The organism is Thioclava dalianensis (assembly GCF_000715505.1).
GTDB classification, from domain to species: Bacteria; Pseudomonadota; Alphaproteobacteria; order Rhodobacterales; family Rhodobacteraceae; genus Thioclava; species Thioclava dalianensis.
The window spans coordinates 150273-176086 of the sequence record NZ_JHEH01000004.1 but is presented as its reverse complement, the minus strand read 5'-3'; the positions used below and the strand labels follow the sequence as shown (position 1 = coordinate 176086).

Below are 25814 nucleotides of genomic sequence, written 5' to 3'. Positions count from 1 at the left end.
GGGGCAGACAGCCCCCCCGCCCCGGTGCGAATGATGCGCTCAATCTTCATAGGCATGCCCCGCCCTCAGGCCCTCGCGAACACGATGAGCCACCTGCAAGAACGCCTCGCTGTCGCGAATGTCCAAGGGGCGCGCGCCGCGCGGCAACGGGCTGTCGATCACCTCGTAGATCCGCCCCGGACGGGGCGACATCACCACGATCTTGGTGCTCAGATAGACCGCCTCCGGGATCGAATGGGTGACAAAGCCGATGGTCTTGCCCGTGCGCTCCCACAGTTTGAGCAGCTCTTCATTGAGCTTGTCGCGCACGATCTCGTCGAGCGCGCCGAACGGCTCGTCCATCAGCAAGATATCGGCATCGAAGGCCAGCGCCCGGGCAATGCTCGCCCGTTGCTGCATCCCGCCCGACAGTTGCCAGGGGAATTTCTTGCCAAAGCCCTCAAGGTCCACCAGCGACAGCACGTCTTCCACGCGCTTGACCTGCTCGGCGCGGCTATAGCCCATGATCTCGAGCGGCAAGCGCACATTGGCGGCAATCGTGCGCCACGGATAAAGCCCGGCGGCCTGAAAGACATAGCCGTAGGAACGCTTTTGCCGCGCGGCCTCGGCACTCATGCCCTTCACGCTCAGCGCGCCACCCGTCGGCGTCTCAAGCGCTGCGATACAGCGCAGGAAGGTCGTCTTGCCGCAGCCCGAGGGGCCGATGAAACTGACGAACTCGCCCGCCTCGATATCCAGATCGATATCCTTGAGCGCGTGGACCGGCCCGTCATTGGTCTGAAAGGTCAGCTCAAGCCCCTTGGCCTGAATGATCGGTGTCGCAGTCATCCGCGCCTCCACAAGCCACGATCGGCGATCTCAACGCTGTTGCCCGCCGGATCGCGCAGATAGATCGAGCGTGCCCCGACCGGCCAGGTGAAATCGGCTTCGATCTCTACATCATTGTCTTTCAAGTAAGTTTCCCAGTCTTCAAGCGTCTGTGCATCGCTTGCGATACAGACATGGCCCGGCCCGGTCGCCCCATGGGGCGGCACGGGCAGACGCGCATCGGGCGCGGGCGGTATTTGTGTCGCGCTGGCGATAAAGGTGAGGATCACGCTCTCGCCGCAACGAAAGAACACATGCCGCCCCTCGACCCTCGTGATCACTTCGAGCCCGAGCAGCCCGCTATAGAACGCCTCCGTAGCGTCGAGATCAGTGACATAGACGGCGGCTTCGAGAACGCCCGGGCTCTTGGGCGGGGACGAGACCATCTCAGACCCCGCTCGCCGGAATGCCGCTGCGCTGGATCGGACGGGGCGCGGTCAGCTCTTTCCAGGTCGAGAGCGCCTTGGTGACGGGCGTTCCTGCCTCGCGCGGCACGAACTGGCCATGGCCCTCTTTCGTCTGGATCTTGCCATCGGCCCAAGCCACGACGCCACGCGAGAGCGTGTAGCGCGGCAGACCCGTCACCTCTTTGCCCTCGAAGACGTTGTAATCAATCGCCGATTGCTGATCCTTCGCGCTGATCACTTTGGACGCTTTGGGATCCCAAACCACCAGATCGGCATCCGCGCCCACAAGCACCGCGCCCTTCTTGGGATAGATATTGAGGATCTTGGCGATATTGGTCGAGGTCACAGCCACGAATTCGTTGGGCGTCAGCCGCCCCGTGCCAACCCCGTAAGTCCAGAGCATCGGCAGGCGGTCCTCAAGCCCCCCTGTCCCATTCGGGATCTTGGTGAAATCGCCCACGCCATAGCGTTTCTGATCGGTGGTGAAGGCGCAGTGATCGGTCGCCACGCAAGACAGCGTGCCCGAAGACAACCCGTTCCACAGGCTGTCCTGATGCTGCTTGTTGCGGAAAGGCGGGCTCATGACGCGGCGCGCGGCATGGTCCCAATCCTTGTCGAAATATTCGCTTTCATCGAGCGTCAGATGCTGGATCAGCGGCTCACCCCAGACCCGCTTGCCCGCGAGTTTCGCGCGCCGGATCGCCTCGTGGCTCTCCTCGCAAGACGTATGCACGACATAAAGCGGCACGCCCGCCATATCGGCGATCATGATCGCGCGGTTGGTGGCCTCCCCCTCGACCTGGGGTGGGCGCGAATAGGCGTGCCCCTCCGGCCCGTTATTACCATCGGCCAGCAGCTTGGCTGACAGTTCGGCCACCACATCGCCATTCTCGGCATGGACAAGCGGGATCGCCCCCAGCTCGGCACAGCGCTTGAAGCTGGAATAAAGCTCGTCATCATTGACCATCAAGGCGCCCTTATAGGCGAGGAAATGCTTGAAGGTGTTGATGCCGCGCTCGGTCACGGCCTTCATCTCGTCAAAGACCTGCTTGTCCCACCATGTGATCGCCATGTGAAAGGAATAATCGCAATGCGCGCGGGTCGATTTGTTGTCCCATTTCTTGAGCGCATCGAGCAGCCCCTCACCGGGCGCGGGCAATGCGAAATCCACCACCATCGTGGTACCGCCCGCCAAGGCTGCACGGGTGCCGCTCTCGAAATCATCCGCCGAATAGGTGCCCATGAACGGCATCTCGAGATGGGTATGCGGATCGATCCCGCCCGGCATCACAAAACAATCGGTCGCATCGAGCGTCTCATCGCCCTTCAGATCCCGACCGATCTCAATGATCTGCCCGCCCTCGATCAAGACATCCGCCTTATAGGTCAGATCCGCGGTGACGATGGTTCCGTTCTTGATGACTGTGGTCATGCTGTTCTCCCTTCGAAAGGCCTGGCCTTCCTCTTGATAGAAATATCCCGGGGGTCCGGGGGCAGAGCCCCCGGCCGCGCCGTTCAGCTCACGATTTCGGCCGTCTCAAGCGCTGCGTGGAACAGCACATCCGTGCCCGCTGCAGCCCAATCCTTTGAGATCTCTTCGGCCTCATTATGGCTCAGCCCGTCCACGCAGGGGCACATGATCATCGCGGTCGGTGCGACCTGATTGATCCAGCAGGCATCGTGGCCCGCGCCTGAAATGATATCACGATGGCTATAGCCCAGCCGCTCGGCGGCATTGCGCACAGCGCTCACACAGGCCGGATCGAAGGTCACGGGATCAAATCCCCCGCTTTTCTCAAATTCGACGCTCAGCCCCATCTCGTCGCAGATCTCGCGCGCGCCGGTCTTGAGACGCGCCTCCATATCCTCGATCACCGCCAGATCGGGCGAGCGGAAATCGACGGTAAACACGACCTTGCCCGGGATCACATTGCGCGAATTGGGATAGACATCGATGTGACCGGCAGCGCCCACGGCATCCGGTTTATGCGACCAGGCGATCTCATCCACAAGTTCGAGCACCCGCGCCATGCCGAGGCCCGCATTCTTGCGCATCGGCATCGGGGTCGATCCGGTATGGCTGTCCTTGCCGGTGATCGTGACCTGCGTCCAGCTCAGGCCTTGGCCATGGGTGACCACGCCAATATCCTTACCTTCAGCCTCAAGGATCGGGCCTTGCTCGATATGCAGCTCGAACATCGCATGCATCTTGCGCGCGCCGACCGTTTCATCGCCGACCCAGCCGATGCGCTTCAACTCATCGCCAAAGGTGTTCCCCTCGGCATCGGTCTTGCCATAGGCCCAATCCTGCGTGTGCACGCCCGCAAAGACGCCCGAGGCCAGCATGGCAGGCGCAAACCGTGTGCCTTCCTCATTGGTCCAGTTGGTCACCACGATCGGATGTTTGGTCTTGATCCCGAGATCATTCATCGAGCGCACGGCCTCCAGCGCGCCCAGCACACCCAGCACACCGTCATATTTCCCGCCCGTGGGCTGCGTGTCGAGATGGCTGCCCATATAGACCGGCAGCGCGTCCGGGTCCTCGCCCGCCCGCGTCGCGAACATATTGCCCATCGTGTCAACGCCCATCGTCATGCCAGCGGCCTCGCACCAAGATTGAAACAGCGCGCGGCCTTCGGCATCGGCATCGGTCAAGGTCTGGCGATTGTTCCCCCCCGCGACGCCCGGGCCGATCTTGGCCATCTCCATCAGGCTGTCCCAAAGACGGTCGGGGTTGATACGGAGGTTTTCTCCGGGTGCTGGCATTGTAGAACTCCCTGTCGGCTGGTGGGGCTTTGCCCTCTTGCGACGAATCTTGATCTGACCGTATGGTCAGGTTGGAGTGGGCCATGTCCTGACCATTCGGTCAACAAAAAATCCGGCGGAATGCGCGTGCAAGACGAGAAGAACAGCAATAGCCTAAAAAATAGGCGACCGAACGGCGGGAGCCGCGCGAAGGCGCGCCGCGAAACCGAAGAGACGATCCTGACTGCGGCAGAAACGGTCTTTGCCGAGGCAGGCTTCGGTGGCGCGACGATGCAGCTCATTGCCGATCTGGCGGGTCTGCCAAAAGCCAACCTGCACTATTATTTCGATACCAAAGAGGCGCTCTATCGCCGCGTCGTCGAGCGGATTTTCAACATCTGGCTCGAGGCTGCCGATGTCTTTGATGGCGCAGCCGGCCCCACCGAAGGGATCGGGGCCTATATCGATGCCAAGATGGAAATCTCGCGCCATCATCCCAACGGCTCCAAGGTCTGGGCCAGCGAGGTGATGCATGGCGCGCCGGTCATCCAAGATTACCTCGAGACCACATTGCGCGACTGGACCGAGGGGCGCTGCGCGGTGATCCGGCGCTGGATTTCCGAAGGCAAGATGGCGCAAACCGACCCGCATCACCTGATGTATATGCTCTGGGCCACGACCCAGCATTACGCCGATTTCAGCCACCAGATTGACACGCTCAACGGCGGGGACCCCTTGTCCGACGCGCAATGGGAAGCGGCCAAGACGAGCGTCAAGACCATCGTACTGCGCGGGATCGGCGTGCTCTAGGCGCTACTGCGCGGGCGTGGTCGGGTCAGGCGCAGCACTCGGGGCGGGATCAGAGCCTTGGGCAGGCGCAGCGCTCTGATCGGGTTGCGCACTTGAGGGCCCGACGGGCGGATCTTGCGCCTTGGCGGGGCTTTGAGGATCGGCAGGCACCGTGCCCTCCGGATCCGCTGCTTTCTGATCCCCGGCCTCTGGTTTCAAAGGCGTCTCGACGACCGACCCGACCGGCGCACCGCTCACCCCGGAAGGCAAATGGTTCTTGGGCAGTTTCGAGCCCAACAGCTCGGCCCCGTCGCTGATCTCGGCGCCATGCTCCAGCTTGGGCTCAGGGGCGGCTTCCGCCGCCGCGCCCTCCGCGCCTGCGTCCGAACAGACATAAACCGTGCCGCCCACGATCACCGCCGTGGCCATCAAGGCGGGCGGTGAGGCCGCCGTCAACATCCCAAAGCCTGCCTTGAGAAGCTTGTCGCGCAGGTTGCTTGACGTGTCATGCACGATCTTGTTGCCCAGCTTGTCGCCGATGACGGCCCCCGCCGCCCCCGATGCAAGATCGCCCGCCTTGTCGCCCAACCCCTTGGCGGCCTCTGCCGTGCCCTCGATGCGCTGACAGAAACTCTTCGAGGGTTCCTTGCAAAGACCCAGCGCATCGCGCGGACCCTGATCATAGCCCAGATAGGTCTTGTCCTTCGTATCCCATTGCAGACAGAACGGCGCCCGCCCGGCATCGTCCAGCTCGGGCGTGAGCGCGCGCAGCGTCACCAGCGCCGGACAGGTCACATCGCCCTTGCCGCCAAACATCTTCTCGCGCAGCGACCGGCTTTCCTTGAGCGCGGCATTGTCCGGGTCGTAGCGAAAGGCATATTGCGTGCCACGAATCGACGTCTCGCAAGAAACCAGCTCGGCCAGCGCGGGGACCGGCATGAGGACCGCGATCAAAACCAGGTAACGCAGCATTGGAAACCCCTTTCGTTTCGAGCCGCACGATAGCGAAGGCCCAGCGCGCAACAAGCCCCCAGAATGCCCAGATGGACAGGCTCGGGCGGGGTTTCGCGCAAGACTGCACAGGTCTTGCGCCTCGACCCAACAGCGAGAGCGGCTATTGTTGTGGGCAGACATGATAGGGAGGCCTCAAATGCGCAAGATCCAGTCCCAAGGCGTTCATCACATCACGCTGACCGGCGCGGACCGGCAGAGCACGATCGATTTCTGGGAAGGGGTGCTCGGGATGCCCTTCATCTTCGATCAGCCCAATCTCGACAATCCCGATGAGGGGCATCTCTATTTTGATCCCGGTGACGGGCGGTTGATCACCATTTTCACCGACGAGACCCGCAAGCCGGTGCATGACCGCACGCCCACCGATCCGGGCTGCGTGCATCACATCGCCTTTTCCGTCAGCCTTGCCAGCCATCGCCAAGTGGTCACCCGGCTCGATGCGCGCGGGATCAAACATTCGGGCGTGAAGGATCGCGGCTTCATGGATTCGATCTATTTCAAGGACCCGCTCGGCTTTCTGATTGAGCTTGCGGCCTATAAATTCGAGCCACCGCGTGGATCGTCTCATGCGGAGGTGATGATCGAAGCCCACCGGATCCGCGTGGCTGCGGGCGACGAGTCCATTGGCGAGGTCCATCTGGCCGATGCCATCGAGCGGATCGTCGCGCGCTCGCAGCAATCGCTCTCCACGGATCGCTCCGCCAAAGACCCCTATTGAGACCGAAAAACGCCCGAGCGATCCGCCCGGGCGTTGATTTCACAGATGCGCGGCAGGTCTGTGACCCACCGCAGGGTGCGTTTTAATCCAATGTTTCGAGCACGTCCTTGAGCGTCCCGATCAGTTCGTCGATCTGCTCCTTCGAGATGATCAGCGGCGGGCTCATCGCGATGATATCGCCCGTGGTGCGGATCAGGATGCCCTTCTCATAGGCCTTGAGGAAGGCCGAAAAGGCGCGCTTGGTCGGCTCACCGGCAATCGGCTCCAACTCGATCGCGCCGATGAGACCCTCGTTGCGGATGTCGATCACGTGGCGCGTGCCTTTGAGCGAATGCAGCGCATCCTGCCAATAGGGCGCAAGCTCGGCTGCGCGCTCGAACAGCCCCTCTTCCTTATAGGTGTCGAGCGTGGCGATGGCGGCGGCCGAGGCAATCGGGTTACCCGAATAGGTATAGCCGTGGAACAGCTCGATCATATGCTCGGGGCCGTTCATGAAGGCATCATGCACCTCTGCCGTGCACATCACAGCCCCCATCGGGATCACGCCATTGGTCAGGCCCTTGGCCGTGGTCATCAGATCGGGCACTACGCCGTAATGCTGAGCGGCAAAGGCCGCGCCCAGACGACCGAAGCCCGTGATCACCTCGTCGAAGATCAGCAAGATGCCGTGCTTGCGCGTGATCTCGCGCAGCTTTTGCAGATAGCCCTTGGGCGGCAGCAGCACGCCGGTCGAACCCGCCATCGGCTCCACGATCACGGCTGCAATCGTCTCGGCCCCGTGCAGCGCCACAATCCGCTCCAGCTCATCTGCCAGATGCGCACCATGCTCGGGCTGCCCCTTGGAATACCGGTTTTGATCGGGAAGGTGGGTGTGCGGCATGTGATCGACGCCCGGCACCAGCGGTCCAAAGACCTTGCGGTTTGTGACAATGCCGCCCACCGAGATACCGCCGAAGTTCACGCCGTGATAGCCGCGCTCGCGACCAATCAGACGGGTCCGCGCCCCGTCACCCCGCGCACGGTGATAAGCGATGGCGAGTTTCAGCGCGGTCTCGACCGATTCCGAGCCGGAATTGGTGTAGAAGACATGCTCCATCCCGTCGGGCGCCACATCGATCAGACGGTTGGCCAGCTCGAACGCAATCGGGTGGCCCATCTGGAACGCGGGCGCGTAATCCATCTCGCCCGCCTGCTTCTGGATCGCCTCGGTGATCTTGGGGCGGCAATGCCCGGCATTGCAGCACCACAGACCTGCCGTCCCGTCCAGCACCTGCCGCCCGTCCGAGGTCGTGTAATGCATATCCTTGGCAGCCACGAACATACGCGGGTTCTTCTTGAACTGGCGGTTCGCGGTGAACGGCATCCAGAATGCATTGAGGTCGTTGGGGGTCTTGCGGTCGAGGGCCATGGGATGTCTCCGGTCGGGCGACCCCGGTCATGACGGGATCGGCATAAGCGATCTGACCAATTGGTCAGGGTCACGCTAGCACAGCCAAAAAGCCAGTCAAGCACGTCCTCTGCGCGCTTTTCACCCCCACGCGCCCCGTTGTGATTGATCCGCACAACGGTTTCGGATTTAATCCCTCTAGATTGGGAGAAAAAATGTGAAAGACACGGGACATCCAGCACAGGCCGGCGCGGCAAACGAGCAGGATAAGCCGTTGACACGCATACAAAAGCTGAACCGCCGCAAGATCCTTGAGGCAGCGCTTGAAGTGTTCTCCGCGCATGGGTTTCGCGGCGCCACGCTCGATCAAATCGCTGTGGAGGCCGGGCTCAGCAAGCCGAACCTTCTCTATTACTTCCCCTCCAAAGAAGCGATACATGTCGCTTTAATGGGCGGGTTGCTCGAAATTTGGCTTGCCCCTCTGCGCGCGCTGAACCCGCAGGGCGATCCGCGCAGCGAGTTGATGGGTTATGTGCGCCGCAAGCTGCAAATGAGCCGGGATATGCCGCGCGAAAGTCGGCTCTTTGCCAATGAGATGCTGCAAGGCGCGCCGCGGCTCAGCGACACGCTTGGCGACGAGTTGAAAGAGCTGGTCGATGCCAAGGCAGAGGTGATCCGCGACTGGAGTGCCGCGGGAAAGATCGCGCCGGTCGATCCGCATCACCTGATCTTCTCGATCTGGGCGCTGACCCAGCACTATGCCGATTTCGACGTTCAGGTCCGCGCCGTGCTTGGACCTAAAGCCGATCCGTTCGAAGGGGCGGGCCAGTTTCTCGACATGCTGTTCGAGCGCCTTCTGGCCCCCTGAGGCCACGACGACTGCCGCCATAGACCAAAGATCGCGGGCCGACACGTCGCGCCCCGCATGCCCTCCCCCGGCTCCAGAAAAATTTTCAATTGTTCACCTTTGAGTAAGATTCGGGGCGCAGACTCGTCTGATAGTGGATCTATAAGAGGATTGGAGATGGATCGGATTTCGGCGCTTTGGCCACAGATCGGTTGGTCGCCCCTGATGGCGCCGCCGACGACAAAGGTCTCCCCGGCCAGCCGTGTCGAAGCGGCAGGCGCGGGATCCCAAATGGGCAGCGGCTTGCGGGCCGATGTCGACACTCCTGAGAGCGGAGATCGCGCTCAAACAGCCCGGTTAATCGGCGCGCTCTCGGCCGCCCGGCACAATCGCACTGATCCGCCAGGGTATGGTGGCGCAGTTCCCGAGGCATCACCCCGCCCGACGCCGAAGTCACGGCCAGACCCGGATGCGCTGGTCGGCCCGAAGCCAACATTCGAAGTCAGCCCGCTTGAGGCCGCCGCCGCCCGGGCGCTGGATCCGCCTGCGCCTCTCCCCCAATCAAATGAGATAGACCAAGCCCCGGTTGAAGCCTCCGCCCCAGCGGCGCCGAAAGAGACGGAAAACCTGCAAGATGATGCACCAGAGCGTCCGCAAGTCACCGCTGATGAAACACCGGCGATGGCCGAACGCGCCTGGCGACAGCTCAGCGATTCCGGCACGGCACAGCTGGACGTAACACGCTGACGCGCCCCGAAGTGCCCCCCGGGGCGCGCGCCAAATGTCACGCATCACTCTGCGCGCTAGACCTTACTCTGCAGCCGTTGCACTCGGGTTGTTCGGGTGTTGGGTCCAGTTGTTGTAGCCGCCAACCGTCTCACCAGTGCGCAGATCGGTTTCACCCGGTTCAAGCTTGCGCATCGTGATGCATTCGACCGGACAGACATCGACACACAAGTTGCACGCGACGCATTCCTCGTCCTTCACGGTGAATACCCGATCCGCACTCATGTCGATGGCCTGATGTGAGGTATCCTCGCATACCGCATAGCAGCGCCCGCATTTGATACAGTCGTCCTGCTTGATCTCGGCCTTGGTCACATATCCCAGATTGAGATATTGCCAGTCCGTGACATTGGGCACGGCACGCCCCACCAGCTCGGAGGTCGAAACAAACCCTTTGCGATCCATGTAATCCGACAGGCCCGAGATCATTTCCTGCACGACCTTGAACCCATAGGTCATGGCCGCCGTGCAGACCTGCACGTTCCCCGCGCCAAGCGCTAGGAATTCCGCCGCGTCGCGCCAGGTCGTCACCCCACCGATACCAGAGATCGGCAAGCCAGCTGTCTCCGGGTCGCGCGCGATCTCGGCCACCATATTGAGCGCGATGGGCTTCACTGCAGGCCCGCAATAGCCGCCATGCGTGCCTTTGCCGTCAATCGTGGGTTCGGGTGCAAAATCATCCAGATCCACCGAAGTGATCGAGTTGATCGTGTTGATCAGGCTGACCGCATCTGCGCCCCCGGCCTTGGCCGCACGCGCGGGTTTGCGAATATCGGTGATATTGGGCGTGAGCTTCACGATCACCGGCATATTGGAATATTGCTTACACCAGCGGGTCACCATCTCGATATATTCGGGCACCTGCCCCACGGCCGAGCCCATCCCGCGTTCGGCCATCCCATGCGGGCAGCCGAAATTCAGCTCGATCCCATCGGCGCCGGTCTCCTCGACACGGGGCAGGATCGCTTTCCACGCCTCCTCCTCGCAGGGCACCATGATCGAGGCGATGAGCGCACGATCCGGATAGTCACGCTTGACCATCGTCATCTCGCGCAGATTCACCTCGAGCGGGCGGTCGGTGATCAGCTCGATATTGTTGAGCCCCAGCAGCCGCCGGTCGGCCCCATAGATCGCGCCATAGCGCGGGCCGTTCACATTGACCACGGGCGGCCCCTCGGCGCCGAGCGTTTTCCAAACGACGCCGCCCCAGCCCGCCTCAAAAGCGCGACGGACGTTATATTCCTTGTCGGTGGGCGGCGCGGAGGCCAGCCAGAACGGATTGGGGGATTTGATCCCGATGAATTCAGAACGCAGATCGGCCATGTCTTAGCCCTCCATCAGGAATTGGTGGATTTCAACGGCCGCGTCACGCCCCTGCGCCACGGCAGTGACCGTCAGGTCTTCGCCCGCATGGGTGCAATCGCCGCCTGCCCAGACACGCGGCGCGGCGCGCCCGGCCCCGTCAACGACGATCTTGCCGCCCTTCACTTCGATCTTTTCGGGCATATCGCCCAGCGTCTGACCAATCGCCTTGAAGACCTGATCCGCTGGCAGCCGGAACGTGACATCGGTCCGCTCAAGACCGGACGCCCCCTCTTGCGTATAGGCGAACTCGATCTCGCGCACCGCGCCATTTCCATGGATCGCCACAGGGGCCGCATTCTCGATGATCCGCACGCCATGGGTCAGCGCATGCTCCTGCTCATGCAGGCTCGCAGGCATTTGCGCGCGGCTGCGGCGATAGACGAGCGTGACGTTGAGCGCGCCCAGCAGCTTGGATTGCACAGCCGCATCCACTGCCGTCATCCCGCCGCCGATCACCACGACATCCCGTCCGATCGGCAGCTTGGCCAGATCGTCGGCCTGCCGCAGCTCGGCGATAAATTCGGTCGCAGGAACGATACCGTCCTTGTCTTCACCCTCCATCCGAAGCGCGTTGACACCTGACAGCCCCATGCCGAGGAAAACCGCCTCATGATCGGCCAGCAGGTCGCCAAGATCACCATCGCCCTTACGGCCCAGCTCCCAATTCGCGACCACCGAGATCCCGCCGATCTGCATCAGCCAATCGACCTCTGCCTGAGCGAACCCGCCCGGCGCCTTATAGCTCGCGATCCCGTATTCGTTGAGCCCGCCGGGCTTGGGGCGCGCGTCAAAGATCGTCACGTCATGGCCGCGCATCGCAAGCCCATGTGCGCAGGCAAGCCCCGCAGGTCCCGCCCCCACCACGGCAACCGACTTTCCGGTCTTCGCCGCGCGGGTGAAGGGATGGCTCTGCCGTGCCATCAGCGTATCGGTCGCGAAGCGTTGCAGCGCACCGATCTCAACCGGTTCGCCTTCGGATTCCATCCGTACGCAAGCGCCTTCGCACAACGTCTCGGTCGGACAGACCCTTGCGCACATGCCGCCAAGGATGTTCTGCGCGAAAATGGTTTTCGCGGCGGCCTCGGGTGTGCCCGTCGAGATTTGCCGAATGAAAAGCGGCACATCGATCGAGGTGGGGCAGGCCTCCATACATGGCGCATCATGGCAGAAATAGCAGCGATCCGCCGCGATCCGGGCCTCTTGCGCGCCCAGCGGCGGGGTGTGATCGGCGAAATTCGTACAATAGCGTTCCGGGTCGAGCCGCCCTGGCACGATCCCTTGAGTGAGCTGGCTGTCGGACACTTGCGGGCTCCCTGTCTGATTTTTGTGTTTTTGGTGCCAACACGGTGCCACAGGTTTTAATTTTATCAAGTGGTAAAATTTTACTCTGCGCGAGGAAGTTGGCCCGCACCGGGGCACCCTGCGCGAAAAATAAGCACCCCGCCCGTCGCTTGCGCGCTTTCCGGGCGGTCACGAATTCGCCACGCGGCAGGGCACGACTCCCGTTGCGGCTTTTCACCGCGGCTGACCTCGCGTATAACGCCTCGAAACAAAGGCAAGGCTCCGAAAGAACGGGGCATTCGTGACAAGCACCCTCAGAGGACCGCATGACCAACACCACCCGAGATAATGACGTCGCTTTCATTCAGGCTCTGGCCGAGCTGCTCAATTCAAATGAACTGACCGAGATCGCGGTAACGCGCGACTACGCGCCCGATGACAGCCTGAAGGTGCGGGTCTCGAAACAGACCAACATCGTGCAAGCCGCAGCCTCCGCTCCGGCGCCCGCGCCTGTCGCAGCCGCGCCCGCGCCGCAAGCCGCTGCAGCTCCCGCGGCCGCTCCGGCTGCCGAAGACCCGGCCGATCACCCGGGCGCCGTGGCCTCGCCCATGGTTGGCACGGCCTATATGTCGCCCGAACCGGGCACGGCTGCCTTCGTGAAACCCGGCGATCAGGTCAAGGAAGGCCAGACGCTGATGATCGTCGAGGCGATGAAAACCATGAACCACATCCCGGCGCCGAAATCGGGCACGGTCAAGCGCATCCTCGTGGATGACGGCCAGCCGGTGGAGTTTGGCACGACCCTGATGATCGTCGAGTGAGGGGGCCAAAGATGTTCGACAAGATCCTGATCGCCAATCGCGGCGAGATCGCGCTGCGCGTCATCCGCGCCTGCCGCGAGATGGGGATCGCGTCCGTCGCGGTCCACTCCACTGCCGATTCGGACGCGATGCATGTCCGGATGGCCGATGAATCCGTTTGTATCGGCCCACCCTCTTCGACGCATAGCTATCTCTCGGTGCCCGCGATCGTCGCCGCCTGTGAGATCACCGGCGCTCAGGCGATCCATCCGGGCTACGGCTTTTTGTCCGAAAATGCGGCCTTCGTGCAGGTGCTCGAAGATCACGGCATCACTTTCATCGGTCCGTCGGCGGCCCATATCCGCATCATGGGCGACAAGATCACCGCCAAGGAAACCGCGAAATCGCTGGGGATTCCCGTGGTTCCGGGCTCCGAAGGCGGCGTGCCTGATGTCGAGACGGCCAAGAGAGAAGCCGCTGCGATGGGCTATCCCGTCATCATCAAGGCAACCGCCGGTGGCGGCGGGCGTGGGATGAAGGTGGCCAAGGACGAGGCCTCGCTTGAGAGCGCTTTCCGCACGGCCCGCGCCGAGGCGAAATCGGCCTTCGGCAATGACGAAGTCTATATGGAGAAATATCTCCAGCGTCCGCGCCATATCGAGGTGCAGGTCTTTGGCGACGGCAAGGGTCGCGGCGTCCATCTGGGCGAGCGAGACTGCTCGCTTCAGCGCCGCCATCAGAAAGTGTTCGAAGAGGCCCCCGGCCCCTCGATCACGGAAGAAGAGCGCGCCCGCATCGGCGGCATCTGCGCCAAGGCAATCGGCGAGCTGGGCTATGCCGGCGCAGGCACGATCGAGTTTCTCTATGAGGATGGCGAGTTCTATTTCATCGAGATGAACACCCGTCTGCAAGTCGAGCATCCGGTGACCGAGGCGATCTTCGGCGTCGACCTCGTGCGCCAGCAGATCAAGGTTGCCGCCGGAGAAGAGATGGAGTTCGAGCAGGACAAGCTCTCGATCCGCGGCCATGCGATTGAAGTGCGTATCAATGCCGAAAAGCTGCCGAATTTCGCGCCCTGCCCCGGCAAGATCACGCATTTCCATGCACCGGGCGGTCTTGGCGTGCGGATGGACAGCGCGCTGTATGACGGCTACTCGATCCCGCCCTATTACGACAGCCTGATCGGCAAGCTGATCGTGCATGGGCGCGACCGGCATGAGGCGCTGCAGCGGCTCAATCGCGCCTTGGGCGAGCTGATTGTGGACGGCATCGACACCACGGTGCCGCTGTTCAACGCGCTTCTGGCCGAGCCTGATATTCAGTCTGGCGATTACTCGATCCACTGGCTCGAGAAGTGGCTCGAAAAGAACCTCTGACGCGCCATCGAACGCATGCAAAGCGCCTCCCTTCTGGGGAGGCGCTTTTTTACATCCGACAGCGTTATTTCGGGATCAGAAGACAGGTACCACGCCGCTTCGCCTGATCGGCAGGACGGTAATAGTCGCCCACAAATTTGCGCTGCCCCGGGCCCAGCTCCTCCCAGTTCAGCCAATGGCAATCGTAATCGAGCACATCGGCCATCGCGTCCATCGCCGGGAAAGAGGGAATGCCGATCAGCGCCTTCGTCTGGCCTTCGAACTGCGGGATCGAGTTCAGCTCATTATCCGTGCGCTCGCGCACCAGCATGATCACCTGCCCCGGGCGCTGCGCAAATTCACTGTCCACAATCACCAGTTCCGGGCCCAGTTTCCGCACAAGCTGGAACAGACGGAAATGATCCATCACGTGATAGAGAATCCCCAAAACTCCCACGACATCAAAGCGTTCGCCCGCGTCGATAAGCTTTTGCATCCCGTCGTAAATATCGTCGCAGATCAGCGAGACCTTCTCGCGCAGATGGGCGCGGGGAAATTCCGCAAAGCGGTCGATCAGCTCCTGTCGGCCCTCGATCCCCACCACCTCGCGCGCGCCTGCGGCGGCAAAGGCATAGGCCCAGCGGCCATCATGGGCTGCCAGATCCAGCACGCGCTTGCCCGCGATCTGGTCCTCCAGCGGCTTGATGATCATCTTGTGGCGATGATTCATCCGCTCCACCGTCCCCGGATCATCGGCATAGCGCCCGATTTCGGGCAGGAAATCATAAAAACCCATGTTTGCGCTCGACCCCACTCTGGTTCATCTTGCAGGCGAGCCTATGCGTAACGGGAAAACCGGGCAAGAAAATGACGGACAGGTTAAGCGCGCAACTCTTATTAGCGGGATATGCCCAAGGCATTTTCCCGATGGCGGAAAGCCGGGAGACCCTCGAGCTTCACTGGTTCGACCCGCCCCATCGCGGCATCGTCCCCTTGGACAAATTCCACATTTCCCGCTCTCTCGCGAAGGAGATCCGGCGCGAAGACTTCACAATCACGATCAACCGGGCATTTCGGGGCGTTGTCGAGTGCTGCGCGAACCGAGAAGAAACCTGGATCAACGGCGCGCTTTTCGACCTCTATGATGAGCTGCACGCGGCGGGTTTTGCGCAATCGGTCGAGGTCTGGGACGGGCCGCGACTTACGGGCGGCCTGTTCGGGATCACAATGGGCGGGGCTTTCTGTGGAGAAAGCATGTTCTCCGCGCGTCGCAGCGGGTCAAAAATCGCAATTGCCTATACCGTGGACCGGCTGCGTCAGGCGGGGTTTGTGCTGTTTGACACGCAATATATCACGCCGCATCTCGCGACGCTGGGCGGGATCGAGGTGACACGGATGGAGTACCGCACGCGCCTGGCCGCGGCGCTCTATCTCGACGCGGAGTTTACCGCGCCGCAGATCCCGACGGCTCAGCTATTGTTGCAGCGAATGACCCAGACGTCATAGCGCGGGTGATCGAGCGCCGAGAGCGCCGGAGACGATGCGATCATCCAGCCCGAAAAATCGGGCTTGGGCTTGTCGCCCTCAGTAATCGTGAGGAAGGCATAGGCATCCGACGCCGGATCATCGACCGGGTAGCGACATTCCTTCAAGGTGACGGAAATAAAGCCGAACTGAACCGTCTGCCCGACTTTCATTTCGATATTGGAGGTGCGACCGGCCACCTTGTCGAGTCCGCGCAACATCGCGCCCGAGCCCTCGGCCAGCCCCTCGGTTGGTCCGGCCTGCGGGATCTGATCGTCGGGGATTTGCTGCGGGCTTGCCTCTTGGGCCACTGCGACACAAGGCCAAAGCATCGCCGCCAGCATCAACGCGCGGATCATTGCGCCTCCCCATCGCCACCACCGGCGAATTTCATCATGAGATTCAGCACCGAGACGGCGCTTTGCGTATCAAGGATCTCGTCGCCGGGCTGCAAGTCGTCGAGCGCGCCGCCGGGAATCAGTTCGATATAATTGCCCCCCAACAAACCGTCCTGGGCCACTGCAATCACGGTATCCTCGGGCAACCGGATGCCCTCCTTCACGGAGATCGTCGTGTCTGCGAAAAACGTCTTGGGGTTCAGCTGCACCGCGCTGACAGAGCCAACCTTGACCCCCGCCAAGCGCACATCCGTACCCGGGATCACCCCGCCGATCGAGCGAAATGAGGCATGCAGAGGGTAGCTTGCACTCTCGCCGCCCAAGCCAATACCGCGCCCGGCCCAGACCAGAAAGCCTAAGGCTACGACCAGCACGACAGCGCCGGTCACAATCTCGGTACGGTTTTCAGCCATTTGCCCGCCCCTCGTTACTCGGGTTGCCAGGCCTCGTAGTCACGCCGCTCAACGGGTTGTGCAAGGCGGATGGAGCCCGGAGGCACATAGGCGGCCGAGGTCCCGGTGTGGTTTTCCTGATGGGGCTTTTCCCAAGGCTTATGCACGAACGGCTGATCGGTCGGCGGCTCGTCATAGGTGAAATGCATCCAGCCATGCCAATCGGGCGGAATCCGGCTCGCCTCGATGACGCCGTTATAGATCACCCAGCGTTTCTTGTCGTCCCGCGAACGGTAGTAGATATTGCCCTGCTCATCCTCGCCCACTTTCGTGCCTTTGCGGGCCGTAAAAAGCTGTGTGCCGAGCGTTTGGCCGTTCCACCAGGTCAGAGTCCGAAGCAGGAAATTCATGCGATACCCTCCGCGATCTATCCTGCCTGTTATATCTTGTGGGACGCCGAGGTCCAGTGCTCTGCGTGGATTGATCGCATTCAGGCCCGGAAACTTGCGCTGCAACTCGCGGACGGCGCAGTGTGCGCAACGCGGGGCGTTCGATCCAGTGCCATGACAGGATCGCCAAGGCGAGCGTGACCGGCAGAGAGAGGGCCACATTTGACATCGGCGCCATTGGCCCGAGCCAAGCCATCATCGCGCCCTGAACCGGAAAGGCATAGATATAGACGCCATAGGAATAGTCGCCGAGCGCGTTCCAGCGCCGCGCGACACCGGAGGGCAGCAAGGCCAGCCAGATCGCGCCATAGCCCGTCGCAAGACAGATCAGCGGCCCATGCAGCCCGCCCTGCCCCGACAGGGCCGCAGCACCGATCAGTGCCAGCGCGATCCATGGCGAGGCTGGAATTACAGACCGCCACAGGTAGAGCAGCATGCCTGTCCCAAAGGCCAGGGACGGCATCCAGAAATCGGCCTGCACCATCCCCCCCAAATCTGAGCCTGCAAATAGCGCGACCAAAAGCCCTGCCCCAAGCAGGCTGAGCACCAGACGCCCGCGCAGCAACCCCGCAAAGCCAACAGCGGCGGTCGCGAGATACAGCGCCATCTCGATCGGCAGTGACCAGATCGAGCCTTGCACCGTGGGATAGGGATTTTGGGTAAACACCGCAGGCAGCGTGTATTCAAGATGAAGCAGGCTGGCATTGCCCAGCAGGGCGTCCCAAGTCCGCGCGTCCTGCAGATAGTCCTGGATCGAGAGTTCCGTGAACACTGGCCCGAGGCCAAGCGTCACCAGCGCGATTGAGACAATGAGCGCGGGATAGATCCGCGCGACGCGTGCGTGCAGGTAGGGCCACACCCCCGCCGAGCGCTCATAGCTCGCACTGATCAAAAAGCCCGAGATCGCGAAAAACACCAGCACGGCGAAGGTCCCGAGACTGTAACCGGTGGCGCGCTCCAGCGGCTCGGTCGTACCCGGTCCCAAAGCGATCGGCCACGCATGGGAGACCAGCACGCAGAGCGCAGCGATCAGCCTGATCAAATTGAGATTATTGTCCCGCCCCGCCGCCAGCGGCTCCAAACTTACGCCCATGCCCTGTGTCCCGCGCTTTATGTCGGTTTTATCAAAGTTTAGACGCTTTTTGTCGCAAACGGAACAGGGCACCCCAAACGAAACGGGGCGCGCAACTGCACGCCCCGTTCGCTAAAGACTTACGAAGCCGAAGATCAGCTTGCCGATTTGCCCTCTTTCTTGGCATCGGCATAGATCAGCAACGGTTTGGCATCGGCCTGACCGACCGCCTCTTCGTTGACGACAACCTCTTCAACCTCTTCCATGCCCGGCAATTCGAACATCGTGTCGAGCAGGATGTCCTCCATGATCGAGCGCAGGCCGCGTGCGCCGGTTTTGCGCGCAATCGCCCGCAGAGCAATCGCCTTGAGCGCGTCATCGGTGAAGGTGAGCTTGACGCCCTCAATGTCGAACAGCCGCTGATATTGCTTCACGAGCGCGTTTTTCGGCTCGGTCAGAATGATCACCAAGGCCTCGGCATCGAGATCGGTAAGCGTCGCAATCACTGGCAGACGCCCGACGAATTCCGGGATCAGGCCAAATTTCAGCAGATCCTCGGGCTCGAGCTCTTTGAACAGCTCACCGATATTGCGATCTTCGCTGTCCTTCACATCGGCGCCAAAGCCCATCGCAGAGCCCTTGCCGCGCTGTGCGATGATCCGGTCGAGCCCAGCAAACGCCCCGCCGCAGATGAACAGGATGTTCGTCGTATCGACCTGCAGGAATTCCTGCTGCGGATGCTTGCGCCCGCCCTGCGGCGGCACAGAGGCCACGGTGCCCTCCATGATCTTCAGCAACGCCTGCTGCACGCCTTCGCCCGACACATCGCGGGTGATCGAGGGGTTGTCGGATTTGCGGGTGATCTTGTCGACCTCGTCGATATAGACGATGCCGCGCTGCGCCCGCTCGACATTATATTCGCTGGCCTGAAGCAGCTTGAGGATGATGTTCTCCACATCCTCGCCGACATAACCGGCTTCGGTCAGCGTCGTCGCATCCGCCATCGTGAACGGCACGTCGAGGATTCGCGCAAGCGTCTGAGCCAGCAACGTCTTGCCGCAGCCCGTCGGGCCGATCAGCATGATGTTGGACTTCGCAAGCTCGATATCGGTTTTCGTACCGTGATTGAGTCGTTTGTAGTGATTGTGCACAGCCACCGAGAGCACGCGCTTGGCGTGTTCCTGACCGATCACGTAATCATCAAGGACATTGCAGATATCACGCGGCGTGGGTACGCCATCGGTGGATTTCAGCCCCGCCGATTTTGTTTCCTCACGGATGATATCCATGCACAGCTCGACGCATTCATCGCAGATGAACACGGTCGGACCCGCAATAAGCTTGCGGACTTCGTGCTGGCTCTTGCCGCAAAACGAGCAATAGAGCGTGTTCTTGCTGTCGGAGCCGTTCGAGTTCGCCATCTAAAACCTCTGCGCTGCCGGGCCTTCCGGACTATTTCGGGGGCCTGTCCCACTCAGACTAGGACAGGCCACCCGTCACCTCAATGTCAAATTCATGGCTCAGTTAAGAGCCAAGATCACTTTTCGCCCTCGCCCGCCACGCGGCTTTCGAGAATATCGTCGATCAAACCCCATGCCTTGGCGTCCTCGGCCGACATGAAATTATCCCGCTCGAGTGCTGCCTCGACGGTCTCGTAATCATTGCCGGTATGCTTGACATAGATCTCGTTGAGCCGCCGCTTGAGCTTTTCGGTCTCACGCGCATGGATCATGATATCCGTCGCTTGGCCCTGATAGCCGCCCGAAGGCTGGTGCACCATCACCCGCGAATTGGGCAGCGAGAAGCGCATGTCTTTCTCACCTGCGGTCAGCAGCAGCGACCCCATCGAGGCCGCCTGCCCGATCACCAGCGTGGAGATTTTGGGTTTGATGTATTGCATCGTGTCGTAGATCGACAGACCGGAGGTGACGACACCGCCGGGGCTGTTGATATACATCGCGATTTCCTTGTTCGGGTTTTCCGCCTCAAGGAACAGAAGCTGGGCACAGATCAGCGTCGACATGCCGTCATGCACCGGGCCGGAGAGGAAGATAATGCGCTCTTTGAGAAGGCGCGAGAAGATGTCATAGGCGCGCTCGCCACGTGACGTCTGCTCGACCACCATCGGCACCAGCGTATTCATGTAAAGGTCGTGGGGGTCTTTCATCTCGATGCCCTTCCTGCGTGTCATTCGAAAATCATAGCCTCAGGTCTTTACTGAAGTCTTAGTGACGCGGGCAAAGCGCTGCAAGGGCAGGCAGGCGAAACTCCTCACCGGGCTGCGATTAATTGGCTGTAAAGTGTTGGGCGATAATGTGCTCCTCGACCGCCGTGCCATACGGCTTCGATCTGGAGTGTGACCCATGCGACTGACTGCCCCGACTTTTCTCCTCTGCGCCTGTGTGATGGCCGTACCGCTGCGCGCCGCGGCGCAAGACGTGAATGACAAAGTGCGCGCCTTCGTCGCCTCGGATCTGCGCGGCTGGGCAGAGGATCCCGCAATTGTCGCCGCGATTCAGGCCGGAAATGCCGCACATTCCGACCTGACGCCTGAGGCGATCGAAGCGCTCGATCAAACCTGGCGCGCAGAGACCGCACAAACGGATCGCCCCACGATTCAAGCCGTCCTCGATACACCCGCCTCACAGGCGCTGCGCGAACATGTGACAGGGAGCGACGGGTTCGTCACCGAAGCTTTCGTGGTCGACCAGACCGGCCTCAACGTGGCCGCGTCAAGCGTCACGTCGGATTATTGGCAGGGCGATGAGGCCAAGTTCACCAAAACCTATCCCGAGGGCGCGGATGCGGTCTTCATCGACGAGGTGGAGTTCGACGAATCGACGCAAAGCTATCAGGTGCAGGTCTCTTTCACGATCACCGACCCCACATCGCACGCTCCGATTGGCGCCATGACCGTCGGCCTCGACGCCGAAGCCTTCGAATAATCAGGAGCGACATTGATGCCTGCCGCACCGAAGAAAACCATGCGAAGCCCGGGTATTTTCTCGGTTTTCGCCAAGATCACCCTGATTTCCGGGGTGAGCGCCCTGATCTTCGCAACGCTGATGTCGTGGCTCTCGAACAATGCCGCGACCGAACGCGCCAAAACGCTCACACAGGAAACCGCGCGCTTCGTCACGCCGATGGTGTCCGACCAGATCGTCGGCGCGTTGCGCTTTGGCAAATCGGCCCCCGCCCAGACCTTGATCGAAGAGGCACTGGCTGCAACGAACGGGCAAGCGGAAGGCGCCGTGGCGCTTGACGGTAAAGGTGCGTCCTTCGCGCAAGATCCGGGGAGCGCGGATGTTCCCGAACTGACTCGGATCGCCCGGTCGGCCCTTGAAACCGGGACGCCGACGCAATCAACCGATGGATTTTCCTATGCCGTGCCGATCTTTTCCGGCAAAAGCGATGCCCCGATCGGCGCGCTGGCGATGCAATGGACACCGAAATTCAACATCGCCACAGCACATGCGGATGCGCTGCGCGTGATCAAGCTCACCGGGCTGATTGCACTGGCTTGCCTTGGCATTGTCGCTGGGCTCGCAATCGTTTTGATCACGCGCCCGCTCACACGGGTGCATCGCGCGGTCTCCAACGTCGCAGCCGGCGCTTTGAGCGATGTCATCTCGGACCAGACGCGTCGGGACGAAATCGGCGCAATTGCACGGGCGCTCGACTCGTTTCGCGCCTCACTCGCGCAGGCCGAACAGGGTCATCGCGAGGCCCATATGCATTCAACAGCACTCGACTGCTCGACTGTTGCCGTCATCTTGACCGATAAGGATCAGGTTATCACCTACGCCAATGACGCGGCCACCACGCTGCTTGCAGTGTTCGAGGCCGGGGTTCGACTGCATAATCCCGAGTTTGACACCAAGGCTCTGATCGGGGCGCGCGCCGACCAGATTCTGCCCGATGATGGCTCTGGCGCACCGATGGACAGCACCTCACATGAGGTTCAGACGCATGAGGGCCGCTTGCCAGAGGGCACGCTCCGCGCAATCGTCAGCCCCGTTCTGGACGAGTCCGGCGGCACGATCGGATATGTCTGGGAATGGCGCGACGTCACAGAGGACATGCGCAACGCCTCGCTTATCGCTGCAATCGACACCAATCTTCTGCGCGTCGACCTGCGCCTTGATGCGACGATTGACCGAGCGAATGAGGGCTTTGCAACGATCCTTGGCAAACCTCTCTCGACCCTGCCGGGCCACTCCCTGTCCAAGCGGATTCTCTATGAGGGACAGCCGGTTTGCGCCCATATGCGCAAAAACAAAACGGCGTTGAGCGGCCAGTTCATCCTCACCTGCGAATCGGGCGACGAAGCCATCCTTGAGGGATCTGCCAATCCGATCTTCGATGCAAAAGGCGAGATGGTCATGTTCAGCCTGCTGGCCAGCGATCAGACCGCAATCACCCGGGAACGCGAGGCGCGCGCCGCCGCGGCCGCCACCACAGCCGCAGACCAAAGACATGTCGTCGACGCCCTGCGCGCGGGGCTCACCCGGCTCTCGGAAGGCAAACTGAGCCAGTCGATCGACGAGGACTTTCCAAGCGAATACGAAAGCCTGCGCCACGATTTCAACCGTGCGCTCGGCGATCTTTGCAAAGCCATGGTGCAGGTGTTGGAAAACGCGGATTCGATCCGCGCGGAAACCTCTCAGATCAACTCCTCTTCAGAGGATATGGCGCGCCGCACCGAGCAACAGGCTGCAACACTTGAACAAACCGCCGCCGCGCTCAATCAGATCACCAGTTCCGTAGAGGCTGCGGCGAAAAGCGCCAGCCATGCCAACCAACTGGTGGAGGCCGCAAAACGCCACGCCGAACAAAGCGGCGAGGTCGTCAATGAGGCGGTTCAGGCGATGTCGGAAATCGAACAAAGCTCCGACAAGATTTCGAGCATCACTTCTGTCATCGACGAGATCGCGTTCCAGACCAATCTGCTCGCGCTCAATGCCGGGGTGGAAGCCGCACGTGCCGGAGAAGCTGGTCGCGGCTTTGCCGTCGTCGCCTCCGAAGTCCGCGCCTTGGCCCAACGGTCGTCAGACGCGGCGCGCGAAATCGCCGATCTGATCGAATCCTCCTCGCTGCAAGTCAAGCGTGGTGTCGGGCTGGTTGGGCAGGCGGGTGAGGCCTTGGGCGGCATCCAGACCTCGGTTGGGGACATTCTGACCTATGTGGCCGACAGCGCCAATGCGACGCAGGAGCAAAGCGCAGGCCTCTCGGAGGTCAATTCGGCGGTAACGCAGCTCGATCAAGTCACCCAACAAAACGCCGCGATGTTCGAAGAGGCTTTGGCCGCGAGCCACTCTCTAGATCGCGAGGCGGACATGTTGACCCAGACAATGGCACGTTTCGATCTCGGCCAACCTGCACGGATTGCCCCCGAAAGCACCGCACGGTTAGAGCAAAAAGGCGCTGCTCCAAAACAAAGCGCGCCTGCCAAAGCCACCACTCCCGCTCCAAGCTTCAGCTCGGCGCGCGCAGCGGGCAAAACGGCGCAGGCGGTGAAATCCGCCCCCTTGCCCGCGCCTGCAGCCGACGATTGGGAAGATTTCTAAGCCGGTTGGACAGTGGGCCTCGCACGCTTTGTCACGATGCCCCCATCTCAACACAAGGCCCGCCCCGGGATCTCGGGGCGGGCCTTCAAGCTCAAAGCCAAGTTTCAGCCAGACTCCGACCGATCCGCCGCTGTCGCGTGGACGCCCGCCTCTCCGGCGCGGTACCATTTGCGGATCATCGCGCGCTCACCGGGCTCTACAAAACTCAGATTGGCCGGCGGCATCGCATCTGTCAGCCCGGCTTGCAGATAGATCTGACGCGCGGCTGCCGCGATCTCGCGCGGTGTCTCCAGAACGATCCCTTTCGGCGCCTGCCCGATCCCGTCATATCCAGGCTCGGAGGAATGACACATCGAACAGCGCCCTAGCACGACATTGCTCACATCCTCGAAGCCCGGAGCCGCCGCGAAACGCGCCTCCGCCGGGGACCACATGGCGGTGTCGTCGTCATCCTGCGCGCCCAGATCCGCCTTCGGGATCATCGACAGCCAAATGATCAGCAAGAAGATCACGGCACTCGCCCCCCAGGTCCACCAAGGCTTTGGCTTATGGGCATGGTGGGAATTGAAGAAATGCCGGATCGTCACCCCCAACAGGAACACCAGCGAGGCGATGACCCAATTATACTGGCTCGCAAAGGCCAGCGGGTAGTGATTTGACAGCATCAGAAAGATCACCGGCAAGGTGAGATAATTGTTATGGGTGGAGCGTTGCTTGGCGATGCGCCCATATTTCGGGTCTGGCGTCCGGCCAGCGATCAGATCGGCCACCACGATTTTCTGGTTCGGAATGATGACCAGAAACACATTCGCGGTCATGATCGTGGCGGTAAAAGCCCCGAGGTGCAAAAGAGCCGCGCGCCCCGAAAACACCTGAGTGTAGCCCCAAGCCATCACCACCAGCAACACATAGAGCCCAAGCATGAGCCGCGTGTTATTGTCGCCAAAGCGCGTCTTGCAGATCAAATCATAGACAATCCAGCCGATCGCCAGAGAACCGAGCGAGATCGCAATCGCCTGCCAGACGGCCAGATCCATCACCCGCGGATCGATCATATAAAACTGCGCCTGGCTCCAATAGAGCAACACCAGCATCGCAAAGCCCGACAGCCAGGTTCCGTAACTCTCCCATTTGAACCATGTGAGCCGCGCGGGCATCTGCTCGGGTGCAATCGTGTATTTCTGGATGTGATAAAAGCCGCCGCCATGCACCTGCCAGGCCGCCCCGCTCACACCTTTGGGCGCGCCCGGCTCGGGTGCCAGTCCCAGATCGAGCGCGATGAAATAAAAGGACGATCCGATCCACGCAATCGCGGCGACCACATGCAGCCAGCGCACGGCAAACTGCGCCCATTCCAGCCAAAAGGTATAATCCATCTTCCGTCCCTCGGTTTTGGACAGAGTTTCGCAAGCCTTTCGCAAGCGCAAGCGGCCCGGGACGGCCGGCGCGAAAATTTTCTACGTTTGATTAAATTTCCAGCGCTGTCAGCTGCCGCGATAGGTCGAATATCCGAAGGGCGACAGCAACAGCGGCACATGGTAATGGGCCTGCGGATCTGAGATCCCGAAGCGGATCGGCACGATATCGAGAAAGAGCGGTTCGTCCTGCGCCTGCCCGACCCGGCGCAGATACTCGCCTGCGTAAAACACCAGCTCATACTGCCCGGTCGCAAATTCCGCCTCGGGCAGGATCGGCCGGTCCGTGCGACCATCGGCATTGGTCTCCAGCTCGGCCAGAAGCACACGGCTTTCGCCCGACAGGCGATAAAGCGCAACGCGCAGCCCCGATGCCGGAGCACCGCAGGCCGTGTCGAGAACATGGGTCGTCAAGTAACCAGCCATCCGCGTTTTGCCCTTCGTTTGTTTCACGTTACGACTATGAAACACACGGCCTGCAAATGACAAGTTACAGAATACTCACCGGAATTTGCGCTCGCACGAATGAGAGAAGCACTTGATCCTCTCGCCCCATCCCCTAGTTGCTACCTTATCTTCATCCAACCGTCACCCCGGCGTCACATCGCGCCGTCATGGGGCGTCAAGAACCGTCGT

Annotated in this window: 26 protein-coding genes; 9 read left to right on the top strand and 17 right to left on the bottom strand. The window is 61.4% G+C overall.

What is annotated here, in order from left to right:
* Positions 1–39: 39 nt before the first annotated feature.
* The 4 genes from DL1_RS05110 to DL1_RS05095 form a co-directional block, all read right to left on the bottom strand.
* Positions 40–828, bottom strand: coding sequence for an ABC transporter ATP-binding protein (locus tag DL1_RS05110; RefSeq protein WP_038063382.1), 789 nt, complete (start codon positions 826–828; stop codon positions 40–42).
* Positions 825–1253: a VOC family protein gene (locus DL1_RS05105; protein ID WP_038063379.1), complete on the bottom strand. Its 429-nt coding sequence runs from the start codon at positions 1251–1253 to the stop codon at positions 825–827. Before DL1_RS05105 ends, DL1_RS05110 begins: the two co-directional genes overlap by 4 nt.
* A 1-nt stretch (position 1254) precedes the next feature.
* Positions 1255–2706: a dihydropyrimidinase gene (gene hydA, locus DL1_RS05100; protein ID WP_038063376.1), complete on the bottom strand. Its 1452-nt coding sequence runs from the start codon at positions 2704–2706 to the stop codon at positions 1255–1257.
* Positions 2707–2789: 83 nt separating this feature from the next.
* The gene (locus DL1_RS05095; protein ID WP_038063373.1) at positions 2790–4040 is read right to left on the bottom strand and encodes a Zn-dependent hydrolase; all 1251 of its coding nucleotides are present in this window, start codon (positions 4038–4040) and stop codon (positions 2790–2792) included.
* 120 nt (positions 4041–4160) lie between these two features.
* On the opposite strand from DL1_RS05095, the gene DL1_RS05090 reads away from it, so the two are divergent.
* Positions 4161–4829 carry a TetR/AcrR family transcriptional regulator gene (locus DL1_RS05090; protein ID WP_081856255.1) on the top strand — a complete coding sequence of 223 codons (669 nt, stop codon included), beginning with the start codon at positions 4161–4163 and terminating at the stop codon, positions 4827–4829.
* 3 nt (positions 4830–4832) lie between these two features.
* Here the strand turns inward: DL1_RS05090 and DL1_RS05085 are convergent, their stop codons facing one another.
* Positions 4833–5780 (bottom strand): hypothetical protein, encoded by a 948-nt coding sequence (locus DL1_RS05085; protein WP_038063370.1) that lies wholly within the window; start codon positions 5778–5780, stop codon positions 4833–4835.
* 178 nt (positions 5781–5958) lie between these two features.
* Between DL1_RS05085 and DL1_RS05080 the strand changes: the two genes are divergently transcribed.
* Positions 5959–6540 (top strand): VOC family protein, encoded by a 582-nt coding sequence (locus DL1_RS05080; protein WP_038063367.1) that lies wholly within the window; start codon positions 5959–5961, stop codon positions 6538–6540.
* A gap of 82 nt (positions 6541–6622) precedes the next feature.
* On the opposite strand, the gene aptA is transcribed toward DL1_RS05080, so the two are convergent.
* Positions 6623–7948 (bottom strand): omega-aminotransferase AptA, encoded by a 1326-nt coding sequence (aptA, locus tag DL1_RS05075; RefSeq protein ID WP_038063364.1) that lies wholly within the window; start codon positions 7946–7948, stop codon positions 6623–6625.
* A gap of 253 nt (positions 7949–8201) precedes the next feature.
* On the opposite strand from aptA, the gene DL1_RS05070 reads away from it, so the two are divergent.
* The gene (locus tag DL1_RS05070) at positions 8202–8795 is read left to right on the top strand and encodes a TetR family transcriptional regulator C-terminal domain-containing protein (RefSeq protein ID WP_038063652.1); all 594 of its coding nucleotides are present in this window, start codon (positions 8202–8204) and stop codon (positions 8793–8795) included.
* A 156-nt stretch (positions 8796–8951) separates the two neighbouring features.
* Entirely contained in the window at positions 8952–9521 is a 570-nt protein-coding gene (locus tag DL1_RS21800) for a hypothetical protein (RefSeq protein ID WP_038063361.1), read from the top strand.
* Between the two features lie 63 nt (positions 9522–9584).
* Here DL1_RS21800 and preA read toward each other — a convergent pair whose 3' ends face one another.
* Both preA and DL1_RS05055 read right to left on the bottom strand, forming a co-directional pair.
* A complete protein-coding gene (gene preA, locus DL1_RS05060; protein ID WP_038063359.1) occupies positions 9585–10883 on the bottom strand; it encodes an NAD-dependent dihydropyrimidine dehydrogenase subunit PreA in 1299 nt (432 codons plus the stop codon).
* A 3-nt stretch (positions 10884–10886) separates the two neighbouring features.
* Positions 10887–12227 (bottom strand): NAD(P)-dependent oxidoreductase, encoded by a 1341-nt coding sequence (locus DL1_RS05055; RefSeq protein WP_038063355.1) that lies wholly within the window; start codon positions 12225–12227, stop codon positions 10887–10889.
* 305 nt (positions 12228–12532) lie between these two features.
* Here DL1_RS05055 and accB point away from each other — a divergent pair, with 305 nt between their 5' ends.
* Positions 12533–13027 (top strand): acetyl-CoA carboxylase biotin carboxyl carrier protein, encoded by a 495-nt coding sequence (gene accB, locus DL1_RS05050; RefSeq protein ID WP_038063352.1) that lies wholly within the window; start codon positions 12533–12535, stop codon positions 13025–13027.
* An 11-nt stretch (positions 13028–13038) separates the two neighbouring features.
* Positions 13039–14382 carry an acetyl-CoA carboxylase biotin carboxylase subunit gene (gene accC, locus DL1_RS05045; RefSeq protein ID WP_038063350.1) on the top strand — a complete coding sequence of 448 codons (1344 nt, stop codon included), beginning with the start codon at positions 13039–13041 and terminating at the stop codon, positions 14380–14382.
* Between the two features lie 64 nt (positions 14383–14446).
* On the opposite strand, the gene DL1_RS05040 is transcribed toward accC, so the two are convergent.
* The gene (locus tag DL1_RS05040; protein ID WP_038063347.1) at positions 14447–15157 is read right to left on the bottom strand and encodes a DUF1698 domain-containing protein; all 711 of its coding nucleotides are present in this window, start codon (positions 15155–15157) and stop codon (positions 14447–14449) included.
* Between the two features lie 71 nt (positions 15158–15228).
* On the opposite strand from DL1_RS05040, the gene aat reads away from it, so the two are divergent.
* Positions 15229–15867, top strand: a complete 639-nt coding sequence (aat, locus tag DL1_RS05035) for a leucyl/phenylalanyl-tRNA--protein transferase (protein WP_038063650.1) — start codon at positions 15229–15231, stop codon at positions 15865–15867.
* On the opposite strand, the gene DL1_RS05030 is transcribed toward aat, so the two are convergent.
* The 6 genes from DL1_RS05030 to DL1_RS05005 form a co-directional block, all read right to left on the bottom strand.
* Positions 15831–16244 (bottom strand): DUF2155 domain-containing protein, encoded by a 414-nt coding sequence (locus tag DL1_RS05030; protein ID WP_051693331.1) that lies wholly within the window; start codon positions 16242–16244, stop codon positions 15831–15833. The two genes, aat and DL1_RS05030, sit on opposite strands and share 37 nt — an antisense overlap.
* Positions 16241–16696: an outer membrane lipid asymmetry maintenance protein MlaD gene (mlaD, locus tag DL1_RS05025; RefSeq protein ID WP_038063343.1), complete on the bottom strand. Its 456-nt coding sequence runs from the start codon at positions 16694–16696 to the stop codon at positions 16241–16243. The genes DL1_RS05030 and mlaD overlap by 4 nt, the downstream gene beginning before the upstream one ends.
* 14 nt (positions 16697–16710) lie before the next feature.
* Positions 16711–17085 carry an NADH:ubiquinone oxidoreductase subunit NDUFA12 gene (locus tag DL1_RS05020; RefSeq protein ID WP_038063340.1) on the bottom strand — a complete coding sequence of 125 codons (375 nt, stop codon included), beginning with the start codon at positions 17083–17085 and terminating at the stop codon, positions 16711–16713.
* On the bottom strand, positions 16988–18217 hold the full coding sequence (locus tag DL1_RS05015; protein WP_051693330.1) for an acyltransferase family protein: 1230 nt from the start codon (positions 18215–18217) through the stop codon (positions 16988–16990). The genes DL1_RS05020 and DL1_RS05015 overlap by 98 nt, the downstream gene beginning before the upstream one ends.
* Before the next feature lie 134 nt (positions 18218–18351).
* Positions 18352–19617, bottom strand: coding sequence for an ATP-dependent Clp protease ATP-binding subunit ClpX (gene clpX, locus DL1_RS05010; RefSeq protein ID WP_038063337.1), 1266 nt, complete (start codon positions 19615–19617; stop codon positions 18352–18354).
* Between the two features lie 116 nt (positions 19618–19733).
* The gene (locus DL1_RS05005) at positions 19734–20363 is read right to left on the bottom strand and encodes an ATP-dependent Clp protease proteolytic subunit (RefSeq protein WP_038063334.1); all 630 of its coding nucleotides are present in this window, start codon (positions 20361–20363) and stop codon (positions 19734–19736) included.
* Positions 20364–20559: 196 nt separating this feature from the next.
* Here DL1_RS05005 and DL1_RS05000 point away from each other — a divergent pair, with 196 nt between their 5' ends.
* Both DL1_RS05000 and DL1_RS20755 read left to right on the top strand, forming a co-directional pair.
* A complete protein-coding gene (locus DL1_RS05000) occupies positions 20560–21141 on the top strand; it encodes a hypothetical protein (protein ID WP_038063331.1) in 582 nt (193 codons plus the stop codon).
* Between the two features lie 15 nt (positions 21142–21156).
* A complete protein-coding gene (locus DL1_RS20755; RefSeq protein ID WP_051693329.1) occupies positions 21157–23763 on the top strand; it encodes a methyl-accepting chemotaxis protein in 2607 nt (868 codons plus the stop codon).
* A 104-nt stretch (positions 23764–23867) separates the two neighbouring features.
* On the opposite strand, the gene DL1_RS04990 is transcribed toward DL1_RS20755, so the two are convergent.
* Together DL1_RS04990 and uraH are read right to left on the bottom strand one after the other, a co-directional pair.
* Positions 23868–25139: a urate hydroxylase PuuD gene (locus tag DL1_RS04990; protein WP_051693328.1), complete on the bottom strand. Its 1272-nt coding sequence runs from the start codon at positions 25137–25139 to the stop codon at positions 23868–23870.
* 108 nt (positions 25140–25247) lie between these two features.
* Complete coding sequence (gene uraH / locus DL1_RS04985) at positions 25248–25604, bottom strand: hydroxyisourate hydrolase (RefSeq protein ID WP_038063328.1); 357 nt, start codon at positions 25602–25604, stop codon at positions 25248–25250.
* Positions 25605–25814 lie beyond the last annotated feature (210 nt).

Bases quoted from the DNA above. Each gene is read 5' to 3' on its own strand.
- DL1_RS05110 (WP_038063382.1), bottom strand. From the start codon at position 828: ATGACTGCGACACCGATCATTCAGGCCAAGGGGCTTGAGCTGACCTTT.
- DL1_RS05105 (WP_038063379.1), bottom strand. From the start codon at position 1,253: ATGGTCTCGTCCCCGCCCAAGAGCCCGGGCGTTCTCGAAGCCGCCGTC.
- hydA (WP_038063376.1), bottom strand. From the start codon at position 2,706: ATGACCACAGTCATCAAGAACGGAACCATCGTCACCGCGGATCTGACC.
- DL1_RS05095 (WP_038063373.1), bottom strand. From the start codon at position 4,040: ATGCCAGCACCCGGAGAAAACCTCCGTATCAACCCCGACCGTCTTTGG.
- DL1_RS05090 (WP_081856255.1), top strand. From the start codon at position 4,161: ATGCGCGTGCAAGACGAGAAGAACAGCAATAGCCTAAAAAATAGGCGA.
- DL1_RS05085 (WP_038063370.1), bottom strand. From the start codon at position 5,780: ATGCTGCGTTACCTGGTTTTGATCGCGGTCCTCATGCCGGTCCCCGCG.
- DL1_RS05080 (WP_038063367.1), top strand. From the start codon at position 5,959: ATGCGCAAGATCCAGTCCCAAGGCGTTCATCACATCACGCTGACCGGC.
- aptA (WP_038063364.1), bottom strand. From the start codon at position 7,948: ATGGCCCTCGACCGCAAGACCCCCAACGACCTCAATGCATTCTGGATG.
- DL1_RS21800 (WP_038063361.1), top strand. From the start codon at position 8,952: ATGGATCGGATTTCGGCGCTTTGGCCACAGATCGGTTGGTCGCCCCTG.
- preA (WP_038063359.1), bottom strand. From the start codon at position 10,883: ATGGCCGATCTGCGTTCTGAATTCATCGGGATCAAATCCCCCAATCCG.
- accB (WP_038063352.1), top strand. From the start codon at position 12,533: ATGACCAACACCACCCGAGATAATGACGTCGCTTTCATTCAGGCTCTG.
- accC (WP_038063350.1), top strand. From the start codon at position 13,039: ATGTTCGACAAGATCCTGATCGCCAATCGCGGCGAGATCGCGCTGCGC.
- DL1_RS05040 (WP_038063347.1), bottom strand. From the start codon at position 15,157: ATGGGTTTTTATGATTTCCTGCCCGAAATCGGGCGCTATGCCGATGAT.
- aat (WP_038063650.1), top strand. From the start codon at position 15,229: ATGACGGACAGGTTAAGCGCGCAACTCTTATTAGCGGGATATGCCCAA.
- DL1_RS05030 (WP_051693331.1), bottom strand. From the start codon at position 16,244: ATGATCCGCGCGTTGATGCTGGCGGCGATGCTTTGGCCTTGTGTCGCA.
- mlaD (WP_038063343.1), bottom strand. From the start codon at position 16,696: ATGGCTGAAAACCGTACCGAGATTGTGACCGGCGCTGTCGTGCTGGTC.
- DL1_RS05020 (WP_038063340.1), bottom strand. From the start codon at position 17,085: ATGAATTTCCTGCTTCGGACTCTGACCTGGTGGAACGGCCAAACGCTC.
- DL1_RS05015 (WP_051693330.1), bottom strand. From the start codon at position 18,217: ATGGGCGTAAGTTTGGAGCCGCTGGCGGCGGGGCGGGACAATAATCTC.
- clpX (WP_038063337.1), bottom strand. From the start codon at position 19,617: ATGGCGAACTCGAACGGCTCCGACAGCAAGAACACGCTCTATTGCTCG.
- DL1_RS05005 (WP_038063334.1), bottom strand. From the start codon at position 20,363: ATGAAAGACCCCCACGACCTTTACATGAATACGCTGGTGCCGATGGTG.
- DL1_RS05000 (WP_038063331.1), top strand. From the start codon at position 20,560: ATGCGACTGACTGCCCCGACTTTTCTCCTCTGCGCCTGTGTGATGGCC.
- DL1_RS20755 (WP_051693329.1), top strand. From the start codon at position 21,157: ATGCCTGCCGCACCGAAGAAAACCATGCGAAGCCCGGGTATTTTCTCG.
- DL1_RS04990 (WP_051693328.1), bottom strand. From the start codon at position 25,139: ATGGATTATACCTTTTGGCTGGAATGGGCGCAGTTTGCCGTGCGCTGG.
- uraH (WP_038063328.1), bottom strand. From the start codon at position 25,604: ATGGCTGGTTACTTGACGACCCATGTTCTCGACACGGCCTGCGGTGCT.